Origin of the sequence: Rathayibacter sp. VKM Ac-2926 (assembly GCF_022815565.1) — a bacterium.
Lineage (GTDB): Bacteria > Actinomycetota > Actinomycetes > Actinomycetales > Microbacteriaceae > Rathayibacter > Rathayibacter festucae.
Genome location: NZ_JALGRS010000006.1, coordinates 315,483 through 327,873, shown reverse-complemented (window position 1 = coordinate 327,873; position 12,391 = coordinate 315,483). Strand labels below are relative to the sequence as shown.

The window sequence follows — 12,391 nt, the reverse complement described above, 5'->3', positions numbered from 1 at the left end:
ACGGGCGGCCTGCGCGGCCTGTGGAGGAGAGGTGTCCTGTGGAGAACGGCCGGGTCTGCGCGGCCTGTGGAGGAGAGTCGGCCTGTGGAGGACATCGGTCCGGCACGGCCCTGTGGAGGAGAGTCCGTCAGAGCGCGGACCAGGTCGGCCGGCCGCCGAGGAGGGTCGCCGCGACGGGTGTCGTGCGCAGCTCCGCGTCGTCGGCGGTCGCCGGGTCGCGGTCGAGCAGCACGAGGTCGGCCGCGGCTCCCACGGCGAGGGTCGCCCCGCGGGTGCTCGCCGCGAGCGCGACGTCGAACGGCAGCCGCTCGGCCGGGTGCCAGGCCTCGCGGCCGTCGCGGCGGCGGCTGACGGCGGCGGCGAGCGAGATCCACGGGTCGAGCGGGGCGACGGGCGCGTCGGAGCCGAGGGCGAGGCTCGCGCCGGCGGCGTGCAGCGAGGCGAAGGCGAAGGAGCGGTCGGTGCGGCCGGCCCAGTGCCGGTCCGCGACGTCGCGGTCGTCCATCGCGTGCTCCGGCTGCACGCTCGCGACGAGCCCGAGGCGGCCGAAGCGCGCGAAGTCCTCGGCCGCGACGAGCTGGGCGTGCTCGATCGTGCCCGCGAGGCCGAGCCGCTCGAAGACGTCGAGCACCTCGGCGTTCGCGCGGTCGCCGATGGCGTGCACGGCCGGGAGAATGCCGGCGTCGCGGGCGCGGACCAGCAGGCCCTCCACCTCCTCGGGCGCGACGCTCAGCACGCCGCAGGGGTGCGGGTGGTCGGCGGCGATCCCGGGGTAGGGGTCGAAGCAGTAGGCGGTGCGGGTGTTCAGCGAGCCGTCGACGACGATCTTGAGGCGGCCCATCCGGGCGAGGCCGGCCGGATCGAGGGCGTCGCCGGTGCGCAGCCCGCGGGCGATCGCGTCGTCGAGCCGGTCGGGCCAGACCGAGGTCTCGACGCGCAGGGACGTGACGCCCTCCGCGATGCGGGCCGGCCAGGCGCGGGAGTTGTCGGCGTTCTCGAACTCGACGATCCCCACGACTCCCCGGGCCGCGGCGGCCGCGGCGGTCTCGCGGTAGGCGGCGACGGAGGGCAGGCCGACGGCGTCGATCAGGTCGAGCGTGCCGATCCACTCCGTCTCGCGCAGCACCCCGTCCTCCGGGATCGACAGGCCGAAGCGCCGGCCGGCCGCGCTGTTGAGCCAGCCGCAGTGCAGGTCGCCGCTGATCAGGACGAGCGGGCGGTCGGGCGCGATCGCGTCGAGGGCGGCGCGGGTCGGCGCGTCCGTCCAGAGGCCGTCGCGGAAGCCGTAGCCGATCAGCACGGCGTCCTCGCGCACCGGCAGCGCCGCGCGCATGATCGCCACGGCCTCGGCGGCGCTCGCCGCGGGGGCGAGGTCGACCCGCTGCCTCCGCACCACCCACTGGGTGAAGTGCACGTGCGCGTCCCAGAAGCCGGGCGCGAGGAAGCGGCCGTCGGCGTCGAGCGCCTCGGTGCTGCCCGGCAGCGTGCCGGCCGGGGCGATCTCGGCGATCAGGCCGTCGCGCAGCAGCAGGTCGGCGGGGGCGTCCTGCCCCGCGAAGCGAGCGGAGCGGATCAGGAGCTCGGTCATGCGTCCTCCAGGTCGAGAGGCCGGCCCATCACGGGCACGGCCCGGAGCAGCTGCCTCGTGTACGGGTCGGCGGGATCGGACAGCACGGTGTCGGTCGTGCCGTGCTCGACGAGGCGCCCGCCGCGCATCACCGAGACCTCGTCGCTGACGTAGCGGACGACGGCGAGGTTGTGCGAGATGAAGAGCATCGTGAGGTCGAGTCTCTGCTGCAGCTCCCGGAGGAGGTTGAGCACCACGCCCTGTACCGAGACGTCGAGCGCCGAGGTGATCTCGTCGGCGATCAGCACCTGCGGCTCGGCGGCCAGCGCCCGGGCGATCGTGATCCGCTGGCGCTGCCCGCCGGAGAAGGCGGTCGGGCGGTCGTCGGCGCGCGCCGGGTCGATGTGCACCAGGTCGAGCAGCTCGCGGACCCGGTCGTCGCGGGCGGCGGCGGAGTGGCGCCGGCCGGTCGCGAGCAGTCCCTCGGCGATCGAGGCGCCGACGCTCATCCGCGGGTCGAGTGCGGACAGCGGGTCCTGGAACACCATCTGCACCCGGCGGCGGGCGGCCCGGGCCGACGGCTCGCGGCTGGTGATGTCGACGCCGTCGAGCAGGATCCGGCCGGAGTGCAGCGGGGTGAGGCCGACCGCGACCCGCGCGACCGTCGACTTGCCGGAGCCGGACTCGCCGACCAGTCCGTGGGTGGTGCCGGGCCGGACCGTGAGATCCACGGCGTCGACGGCCGTGGTCGCCGAGCGGCCGTGGCCGAAGCGCACGGTCACCGCCTCGTAGCGCAGCTCGCTCATGCGGTCAGTGCCTCCTGGTCGTGGGCGGTCAGGTCGTGGGCGGGCTCGTCGTGGGCGGTCCGGTCGGCGGAAGGCGGCTCCTCGTCGATCGCCGCGATCACCGGGAGCGCCGCGCTCCGGTCGGTCGCCATGTCCGGCACGCAGGCGATCAGCCCGCGCGTGTACGGGTGCCGTGCCTCGTCGAGGCGGTCCGCGGCGATCTCCTCGACCACGCGACCGTCGCGCATCACCACGATCCGGTCGCAGAAGCCGCTGACCAGCGCGATGTCGTGCGAGATGAAGAGGATCGCCGCTCCGGTCGCGGTCTGCGCCTCGCGCAGCGCCTGCATCACCTGCCGCTGCACGGTGACGTCGAGCGCGGTGGTCGGCTCGTCCGCGATCAGCAGCCGCGGCGTGCCCATCAGGCCCATCGCGATCATCGCCCGCTGCCGCATGCCGCCGGAGAACTCGTGCGGCAGCCGGCCGACGCGCTTCTCGGCGTCCGGGATGCGCACCAGGTTCAGCTTGTCGATCGCGCGGCGCAGCGACTCGGCGCGCGGGGTGCGGGCGTGCACCTCGCTCGCCTCGCGCAGCTGGCGGCCGATGGTGAGCGCCGGGTTGAGCGAGGTCAGCGGGTCCTGGAAGATCATCGCCTGCTCGAGGCCGAGGCGGCGGCGCTCGCCGGCGTTGGGCACCGCGGTCATGTCGATGCCGCGGAAGACGAGCTGCTCGCTGGTGACCAGCGCGTCAGGGCCGAGCAGTCCGGCGACGGCGCTCGCCGTGACCGACTTGCCCGAGCCACTCTCGCCGACGATGCCGACGGTCTCGCCGGGCAGGATCGTCAGGTCGACGCCGTGCACGCGCTCGGTCATCGCGCCGTCGCGGCCGGGGAACGCCACGCGCAGCCCCGACATCTCGACGACGGGCATGTCGTCCGTGACCGCGGCGACGACCTCGTCCGAGCGCCGGCGCTTCACGGCCTTGACCGGGCGGCGGCGCGAGGACGACTCGCTGAACACCTCGCCGAGCAGGGCGAAGACGACGCCGACCAGCACCACGGCGATGCCGGGGCCGATCGCGGCCATCGGATCGACGTAGATCCGCTTCGCGCCCTCGTTGAGCAGCCGGCCCCAGTCGTACTCGGGCGCCTGGACGCCGAGGCCGAGGAAGGACAGCGCGGCGAAGGAGAGCAGCGTGACGGAGGCGTGCGCGGCGGAGTTGACCAGCAGCGGCGGCAGGATGTTCGGCACCACGTGCCGGGCGGTCGTGCGCAGCGGCCGGCTGCCGAGCATCCCGGCGGCGCGCACGTAGTCGCTCGACGACACCGAGGCCGCGAGCGTGCTGGTGAGCCGCGCGAAGACCGGGATGCCGGCGAAGCCGACGGCGAGCATCGCGCCGACCGCGGTCGTGCCCCAGATCACCGAGAAGAACAGCGCGAGCAGCAGCCAGGGGAAGGACAGCAGGATGTCGATGAGGCCGGCGATCAGCCGCTGCAGCAGGCGGGGCAGCAGCACCGCGACGACGCCGAGCAGCACGCCGCCGACGACCGAGATGCCGGTCGCGCCGAGGGTGAGCAGCACCGAGACCCGGGTGGCGACGACGACGCGGGCGAGGAGGTCGCGGCCGAGGTCGTCGGTGCCGAAGGGGTGCGCGAGGCTCGCGCCCTGCTGGCGGTCGGCGATCGAGCGCTCGGTGGCGAGATCGCCGAAGAGGATCGGGCCGAGGACCGTCGCGAGGATCACCAGGACGAGGCCGACGGCGGCCGCGACACCCTGCGGGGTGCGCAGCGACTCCGGCAGCCGGTGGGCGAGGGACGGGCGGGCGGAACGGGATGCAGTGCTCATGGCTCAGGCCTCCGCGATGGCCGACCGCGGGTCGAGCGCGGCGAGCAGCAGGTCGATGACGAGGTTGGCGGCGAGGACCAGGACGGCGTACATCAGCACGATGCCCTGGATCAGCGGGTAGTCCTTGGTGGTGATCGACGAGACGATCGTCGATCCGATGCCCGGGATGACGAAGACCGTCTCGATCAGCACCGTGCCGGCGACGAGGCCGGTGAGCACCACTCCGCCCGCGGTCAGCGTCGCCGTGACGATGTTGGGCAGCGCGTGCCGGAGGTAGAGCAGGTGCCCCGGCAGCCGCTTGCTGCGCGCGGTGGTGAGGTACGGCGCCTCCAGCACCCGCACCATCTCGACGTGCACGATGCGCGCGAGGTAGGCGAGCGGGCCGATGGCGAGGGCGAGCACCGGCAGCACCGCGTACTCCGGGCCGCCCCAGCCCGCGGACGGCGCGAGCGGCACGACGATGCTGAACAGCCAGATCAGCACGACCGCGAGCAGGAAGTTGGGGATCGCGATCACGACGCCGAGCAGTCCCGAGACGCCGAGGTCGAGCGTGCGGTGCTTGCCGGCGCGGGCCGAGACCGCCGTGGCGACGCCGATCGGGAACGCGCCGAGCGCGGCGACCGCGAAGGCGACGACCGAGAGCATCAGCGTGGCGGGCAGCCGCTCGGCCAGCGTGCTGCCGACCGGGCGCTGCGTGCTGATCGAGGTGCCGAGGTCGCCCCGGAGCAGCCCGCCGAGGTAGTTCGCGAACTGCTGGCCGATCGGCAGGTCGAGGCCGAGGGTGCTCCGCAGCACCGCCACGGTCTCGGCCGGCGCCGTCGGGCCGAGGGCCGCGCGCACCGGGTCGCCGGGCACGAAGTGGACCATGAAGAAGGAGGCGATCAGCACGATCACCAGCGAGACCGCCGCGCGGGCGAACCGCTTGAGCAGGAAGGCGAGGCGCGGGGAGCCGACCACGCCGAGCAGACGATCCCCCCGGCGCGGACCGGCCGCGGGCGCGCTCGGCGGGGAGGCCGGTGACAGCGGGGCCGTGGGTCGCACCGAGGGGATCGTCATGGTCAGCCCTGCATCCGGATCGTGGTGGGAGCGACGGTGCCGGGACGCTCGAGGGTCGCACCCTTGACGTACATCGGCGACTCCGTCTCGGCGAGCGGGAAGACGTCGACCCGCTCGATCAGCTCGGCCTCGGCCTGCTTCCAGACACCGCAGGCCTCGTCGGCGGTGCCGGCGCTGAGCGCCTGCGTCGCGAGGGCGTTGTACTCGGGGTTCGAGACTCCCATGAAGTTGTAGCCGCCGTTCTCGCTCGTCTCGCCGAGGAAGAACAGGCTCAGCACCACGGGGCTCGAGGGGGCGAGCTGGATGAAGCCGGTGTCCCAGTCGTAGCTCTGGTAGAGGTCGGTCGACCAGCCGGCCGAGTCCTCGGCGACCAGGTCGGTCGTGATGCCGAGCTCGTTCCACTCCTGCTGGACCTCCTCGGCGGCGGCGCCGTGCGAGGGCGTTCCGGCGTCGTAGAGGAAGCGGATGGTCAGCGGCTCGCCGTCCTTCGCGCGCAGTCCGTCGGAGCCGAGCGGGTAGCCGGCCTCGTCGAGCAGCTCGCCGGCGGCGTCCACGTCGGTGTCGGGCAGCGTCCACTCCGGGCCGCCGGCGACGCAGGTGAGCGGGATCTGGTTGACCAGCGAGACCGAGTCGACGGCGTTGCCGTCGGTGACCAGCTCGCCCACGGCGTCGCGGTCGAGCGAGAGGGTCAGCGCCTGGCGGACGCGGACGTCGGCGGTGGGGCGGTCGGCGCGCTCGTTGAAGAGCATCTCGCCGATCGGGTTGAGCACGCCCTCGGTGTCCAGGCCCGCCGCGTCGAGGCGCTGGCGGTCGGCGCCGATGACGGAGGCGGCGTTGAGCTCGCCCGAGATCAGCAGGTTCGCGGCGGTCGCCTCGTCGGTGATCACCCGCGCCTCGATCTCGTCGGGCAGGCCCTCGGTGTCGCTGGTGACGTCGTCCGGGCCCCAGGTGTAGTCGTCGCGCTTGGTGTAGGTGTAGTCGGAGCCGGGGCTCGACGCGGTCAGCGCGTAGAGCGCGGTGCCGTTGGTGGTGTCGGTCAGGGTCGACGGGTCGTCGAGGCCGGCCTGGCAGACCATCTCGATGCTGCCGGTGCCCTGGAGCAGGAACGGGTTGTTCGCCGTCGAGGTGACGGTGACGACGTTCCCCTCCGCGGTCGCCGTCATGTCGGCGGTGACGCTCGAGCCGAACCAGAACGTGCCGTTGTCGGCGTTCGCCTGGTAGGCGAAGTTCGCCGCGGCCGTCTCGGCGGTGAAGGGGGTGCCGTCGGCGCAGGTGATGCCGTCCTTCAGCGTGTACGAGATCGAGGTGGGCGTGCTCTCCCAGCTCTCGGCGAGGAAGGGCACGACCTCGCCCTCGGGGGTCGTGTAGGCCAGCGAGTCGTAGCCGAAGGTAACCATCGCGCGCTGCACGAGCGAGACGCCGGTGAACGGGTTGAGGCTGCCCGGGTCGTCGTTGATCGCGAGGGAGAAGGTGCCGCCCGAGACGGGATCGGCGCCGGCCGCGGAGCCGCCGGCGGGGGCCGAGCAGGCGCTCAGGGCGAGCATCGCCACCAGCGAGCCCGCGGCGACGGCCGGGACTCGGAGCGCTGTGGTGCGGGGAGAACGGGTCATGATGCGTCCTTCGGGGAATGCAGGGCGAGTGGTGCAGGACTCCCGATCAGGGCCAGCGGGCCCGCGGCCTTCACGGAGACTTTGAGCGACGCGCTGGCCGAGTAGGACAGCGGCGTCTCGAGCACGTCGACGATCTCGACGAGCCGCGGATCGGCGCCGGCCTGGATCGCGCGCTCGATCGCGATCCGGCCGGCCGCCTCGATCGCGGCGGCGCGGTCGACGTGGTCGCACAGCTGGTCGGCGCGGCCGCCGGCCAGGGCGATCGCGGCGCCGACGGCGTTGGCCACGTTGCCGCGGTCGGGGCGGAGCACCTCGCTCGCGCCGTGCACGTGGTCCGGGACCAGGAAGCCGCCGCCGCCGACGACCACGAGCGGCAGGCCGACGCGGCCGAGCGACATCCGCTCGACGGCCGACTCGATCCGGTCCTGCGCCACGGCGAGGGCGTTGCCGAGGGCGGAGCGGGTGGCGCGATCCAGCGCGGGGAGGGCCCTGCCGGGGATCATCCCGGGCAGCTGCATCGCGGCGGCGTCGGTGAGGGTCGCGGTCGCGCCGCCGAAGAGCAGGCCCTCGCGGGCGATCCGGTAGCCGACCGAGTCGGTGGTCGGCACGCCGGTGGCCGTGTCGACGATCGTGCCGCCGCCGATCCCGACGCTGAGGATGTCGGGCATCCGGAAGTTGGTGCGGACGCCGCCGATCTCGCGCGGCAGGGTCGACTCGCGGGGGAAGCGGTCGACCAGCACGCCGAGGTCGCTGGTGGTGCCGCCGATGTCGATGATGATCGCGTCGTCGGCGCCGGAGAGGAACGCGGCGCCGCGGATCGAGTTGGCGGGGCCCGAGCCGATGGTGAGCACCGGGTAGCGGGCCGCGTACTCGACGGCCATCAGCGTGCCGTCGTTCTGGGCGAAGAAGGTGGCGGCGTCGAGGCGCTCCTCGTCGACGACGGTGAGCAGTCCCTGCGTCACGTCGCGGGCGATGCCGTGCAGCGCGGCGTTGAGCACGGTCGCGTTCTCGCGCTCGAGCAGGCCGAGCGCGCCGATCTCGTGGCTGAGCGAGACGGGGAGGTCCACGCCGACGTGGTCGGCGACGAGCGCGGCGACCTCGAGCTCCTGCTCCGGGAAGGAGGGGCTGAAGATCCCGCAGACGGCGACCGCGTCGAAGCGGCCCTCGAGCGAGTCGAGGAAGCGGCGGATGCCGTCGACGTCGAGCGGCGAGATGGGGTAGCCGTCGATCAGGTGGCCGCCGCCGGCGAGCAGGCTGCCGGCGAGCACGGTGTCGCGGAGGTCGGCGGGCCAGCCGGAGAGCGAGGGGAACTCGGTCGAGGCGGGGGCGCCGAGGCGGATCACGGCGACGCGGCCGAGGTCGCGGCGGCGGACGATCGCGTTGGTGGCGTGGGTGGTGCCGAGCATGACGCGGGAGACGCGGTCGCGGTCGGCGCCCAGCTCGCCGAGCACGGCGGAGAGCGCGGCGCGGATGCCGCCGGTGACGTCCTCGGTGGTGGCCTGCTTGGTCCAGCCGGTGACGGCGCCGTCTGCGTCGAGCACGACGGCGTCGGTGTTGGTGCCGCCGACGTCGATGCCGACGGAGAGGTCGCGGAGTGCGGCGCTCATCGGGCCACCTCCGCCACGACGCCGTCGAACGGCACGTAGTCGAAGTCGAAGTCGAAGGCGGCGGGGCCCGCCAGCTCGATCCCGCGCGGGGTCCGCCAGAGCGGATCGCAGGCCCAGGCGAGCACGCTGACCCGCTGGCCGAAGCGGAGCATCTCGGTCGAGATCGCCTCGCCGGTCTCGGAGTCGAGGATCGAGACGAGGTCGGGGACGCTGACGACCACGCCGCCGTCCTCGATCACCACGAGGTTCTCGTTCTGGATCTCGACCCGCACCATCCGGCTGCGGTCGGCGCCGACGCCGTCGATCGTGACGGAGCCGCGGGTGAAGCCGCCCTCGGTGCTGCGGTCGATGTCGATCACCTTGCCGCCGATCAGCACGGCCGCGCCGAGCTCCTCGGCGATGTCGGTCACCGGGTCGGCGGAGGCGAGCAGGCGGCGGCCGACCTGGATCGCGCGGCTGACGGTGCCCTCGATCACGGCGCCCGGGGCGGTCTCGTGGGTGAGCAGGTAGTGCGCGCCGAGGGCGATGCCGCCGGCCGCGACCGTGAAGGCGCGGGCGTGGCGCTCCAGCCAGGCGATGTCGACGGTGCGGAGGACGGTGACGTTGCCGACCACGTCGCTCATCACCGCGAACTCGCTCGGCAGACCGGCGACGTTCATCGAGATCATCGTCGCCTTGGGGAACGCGCGGCCCATGCCGTCCGCGTCGAGCACCGCGAGGCCGAGCTCCGCGGCCCAGCCGACCGGCGCGACGCCGTTGCTGCCGCCGATCTCGGCCGCCATCACGGTGGTGACCGGGCGGCCGATCAGGCGCTCGACCTCGCGCAGCAGCGTGTGCGCCTGGCTGCTCGAGCCGAGCATCTCGATGCCGACCGAGGGGGCGCCCATCCCGGACATGATGATGACCGCGTCGTCCGGGCCGAGGTCCGCGACGCCGACCACACGCACCGGGCCGTTCGCCTCGATCGCGTTCTCGACCGAGAGCTGGGCGCCGTGCACCGAGCCGCCTCCGCCGGTGCCGAAGACCGCGCAGCCGGCGGCCAGGGGAGCGACGTCGTCGCGGGTGATCAGGCGGACGGGGCTCGGTCCGGCCGGAGGCGTGAAGCTCATGCTCCGAGGCTAGCCAGGGGCGCAAGTGGGCGGAATGTGCCGTCACCATGAGGAAACGGCCATGATTGTGCTCATGGCACAGACGTCCCTCCTCCACGTCCTCGAGCACGGCGAGCAGTTCGGCATGGTCTGCCGCGCGGGCGACCCGGCGGGCGTGTCGCTCAGCGGAGTGGAGATGCTGGCGCTCGAGGACGTGGGGCAGGCGCTGCCCGGGCACCTGGTGATCGTGCTGCACGGCGCGGAGCAGCCGCGGGCGTACCAGATCGACATCGTCATCCGGCGGGCGATCGCGGCCGAGGTCGCCGCGCTGCTCTTCGTCGGCGAGCTGGCGCTGGCCGAGACCTCGCGCTCGCTGGCCGACCGCGGGGCGCTGCCGGTGCTGACCGCGAGCGCGCCGCCCTCCGAGCTGGCCGTCTCGATCGACCGGCTGCTGCGCGGCGGGGCGGCCGAGGCGCTCGGCCGGGCGGAGCTGGCGATCGCCGCCGCCCGGGCCGCCTGCGACGACGACCCTCTCGATGCGCGCTCGGCGGTGCTCGACGCGGCGACGGCGGCGCTCGGGATCGAGCTGCGGATGATCGAGGACCCGGCCGTCACCTGGAGCGACCCCGACGCGGTCTGCATCGGCGAGGTCGCGGTCGGGCGGCTGGTCGCCGAGCAGCCGGAGACCGCGGCGGTGATCGCGCTGCCGGTGATCGCCGCGCTGCTCTCGCGGGCGCTGCAGCGCGAGTCGCAGGTGCGCTTCGGCCCGGCGCGCTCGCGGGCCGACCTCGTGGTCGAGCTGCTGCTGGCGGAGTCCTCGCGCATCGACGCGCTCGCGGTGGACGCCGCGCGGGCCGGGCTGCCGGTCGCCTCCGCGCACGCCGCCGCCTGGATCACCCCGCGCCACCGCGACGACGCCGAGCGCCGGCTCCCCGCCGCGCTGGTCGCGGCGATCGAGCTGAACGCCTTCCAGCTGACCGACGGCCGCGACGAGGTCTGGCACCTCGCGGTCTTCCACGACGACCTGGTGGTGGTGGCCTCGGAGGAGTCGGGCGCCCCGGACCACCAGCGGCGCGTGCGGGACGTGGCCGAGCGGCTGATCGCGTACGGCGTGGCGGTCGCGGGGGAGGGCTGGACGTTCACGGTCGGGCTCGGCACACCGCAGTCGGGCGCCTCGGGGCTCCGGCAGTCGGCGACGGAGGCGCGGATCACCGCCGGCTCGGCCGTCGCCGCGGGCCGCCTCGGCGCGGTGGAGGTCACCGACGTGACGGGGCTGCGGAGGGTGCTGCTCGACTTCTACGCGTCGCCGCTCAGCCGCGCGCTGCTCGACGACGTGCTCGCGCCGCTGGACGCCCTCGGCGCCGAGCGCTCCGCCATCTCGGTCCGCACCCTGCTGGCGTACCTCAGCAACCGCAACTCCCTCGCCCGGGCCGGCGAGGCGCTGCTGCTGCACCCGAACGCCGTGAACTACCGCGTGCGCCGCATCGAGCAGGCGCTGGCCCTGGACCTCGACGACCCGGACACCCGCTTCGCCCTGGAGCTGGCCTGCCGCCTGCGCGTGATGGCGACGACGCGCTGACGCGCCGGCCGGCGACCGGACGCGGCGGCACTTCATGCGGGTCGAGTAGCCCCGCAGGGGCGTATCGAGACCCGCCGCCGCCGGCAGGGCAGTCTGCGGACTCGACTTCCGACGCTGGTGGATCTCGATACGCCCGCTCCGCGGGCTACTCGATCAGGATGGGCTTCGCCATACTGATGAGGTGATCTTTCGGGCAGCGGCGGCGCCCCGTCATGGCTTCAGCGAATTCCCCCAGTGCGCCTCTCCGGGCGCGAACCGTGACGCGCCGGGGGTCCTTCTCTTCTCGCAGGATCATCTCGGTGAGCGCTGCTGCGTGCTGCGCCGCGTCGACTGGACGCGGAGCGGGGGCTGCGAGGGTGCCGGAGCCCGGTACGGGTCCATTCGCGCGGGAGACGCACCGCGACTGGACGCGGAACGGGGTGCGGCCGGGCGTCGGAGCCCCACCCGCGTCCACCCATGCAGATCCGGGGGCCCTGTCAACACCTCGATGTCTGAAGGGATGTTCAGATAGCGTCATCGGCGAGCGGATCCGGAGTCGGCCGTCGTCGCATCCCCCCGCGGCCCCACGAGAGGGCGCCCGCCCGCGGACGCCGACCCCAGGGCCGTGGCGACGAGGGCACCGTTCGCCCGCCGCAGGAGAGCCCCCACTCCCTCGCGACCGGTCGGACGCACGTCGTCGGGCCCCGCCGCTCCCCGCCCCCGACTGCGCGCCGAAGGATCTCGATGACGACTCTGCTCGACCCCCGACCCCCCGAAGGCCGACGCATCACCGGCGAACGGCCGTGACCGTGACCGGCCTCGACGACACCCGCACCCCGCCGCTCGAGAACGCGCGCGAGCTGGTCCTCCACGCCTGCCGCGTCGGGGACGCCGAACTGCAGTCCCACATCGACGACCTCTGGGCGGCCAAGGCGGACCCCGAGAGGACGCGCGGACTGCTCACCCGCTACCGGCGCGAGGTCGAGGACGCCCGCACCCTCCTCGCCGCAGCCGCCGACCCGCAGTGGTGGCGGTCCGCGACCGCCGAGCGGATCGAGGAGAGCTGCCGGGCCGCGAGGATCTGGGCCGAGGGCGACCCGGTCTGCGCCGACCTCGAGCGGGCGTTCGCCGCGCAGCTCCGGAGCGTCCTCGGCATCGACCTGACGCAGATCCCGCGCCAGGAGCGGAGCCGCTGACCGGCGGAGCGATGTGCGCTCCCTCGCGTCGGGAGCCGCTCCCACTCGCCCGGCGACGACGCGCTCCTGCGTGCGAGCCC

The 12,391-nt window shown here is 74.1% G+C and carries 9 protein-coding genes; 2 read left to right on the top strand and 7 right to left on the bottom strand.

What is annotated here, in order from left to right:
- Nucleotides 1-127: 127 nt before the first annotated feature.
- The 7 genes from MT351_RS10950 to MT351_RS10920 form a co-directional block, all read right to left on the bottom strand.
- Complete coding sequence (locus MT351_RS10950; protein WP_243582181.1) at nucleotides 128-1,588, bottom strand: amidohydrolase; 1,461 nt, start codon at nucleotides 1,586-1,588, stop codon at nucleotides 128-130.
- Complete coding sequence (locus MT351_RS10945) at nucleotides 1,585-2,373, bottom strand: ABC transporter ATP-binding protein (RefSeq protein WP_123448029.1); 789 nt, start codon at nucleotides 2,371-2,373, stop codon at nucleotides 1,585-1,587. Before MT351_RS10945 ends, MT351_RS10950 begins: the two co-directional genes overlap by 4 nt.
- Nucleotides 2,370-4,196, bottom strand: coding sequence for a dipeptide/oligopeptide/nickel ABC transporter permease/ATP-binding protein (locus MT351_RS10940; protein ID WP_132436522.1), 1,827 nt, complete (start codon nucleotides 4,194-4,196; stop codon nucleotides 2,370-2,372). Before MT351_RS10940 ends, MT351_RS10945 begins: the two co-directional genes overlap by 4 nt.
- Nucleotides 4,197-4,199: 3 nt before the next feature.
- Complete coding sequence (locus MT351_RS10935) at nucleotides 4,200-5,153, bottom strand: ABC transporter permease (RefSeq protein WP_208110648.1); 954 nt, start codon at nucleotides 5,151-5,153, stop codon at nucleotides 4,200-4,202.
- A gap of 101 nt (nucleotides 5,154-5,254) precedes the next feature.
- A complete protein-coding gene (locus MT351_RS10930; protein WP_132436524.1) occupies nucleotides 5,255-6,862 on the bottom strand; it encodes an ABC transporter substrate-binding protein in 1,608 nt (535 codons plus the stop codon).
- Entirely contained in the window at nucleotides 6,859-8,469 is a 1,611-nt protein-coding gene (locus tag MT351_RS10925; RefSeq protein ID WP_243582180.1) for a hydantoinase/oxoprolinase family protein, read from the bottom strand. The genes MT351_RS10930 and MT351_RS10925 overlap by 4 nt, the downstream gene beginning before the upstream one ends.
- Nucleotides 8,466-9,578, bottom strand: coding sequence for a DUF917 domain-containing protein (locus MT351_RS10920; RefSeq protein ID WP_243582179.1), 1,113 nt, complete (start codon nucleotides 9,576-9,578; stop codon nucleotides 8,466-8,468). Before MT351_RS10920 ends, MT351_RS10925 begins: the two co-directional genes overlap by 4 nt.
- A 73-nt stretch (nucleotides 9,579-9,651) precedes the next feature.
- On the opposite strand from MT351_RS10920, the gene MT351_RS10915 reads away from it, so the two are divergent.
- Together MT351_RS10915 and MT351_RS10910 are read left to right on the top strand one after the other, a co-directional pair.
- Nucleotides 9,652-11,136: a CdaR family transcriptional regulator gene (locus MT351_RS10915; RefSeq protein ID WP_243582178.1), complete on the top strand. Its 1,485-nt coding sequence runs from the start codon at nucleotides 9,652-9,654 to the stop codon at nucleotides 11,134-11,136.
- A 788-nt stretch (nucleotides 11,137-11,924) separates the two neighbouring features.
- Entirely contained in the window at nucleotides 11,925-12,311 is a 387-nt protein-coding gene (locus tag MT351_RS10910) for a hypothetical protein (protein ID WP_243582177.1), read from the top strand.
- The last annotated feature ends 80 nt before the right edge of the window (nucleotides 12,312-12,391 follow it).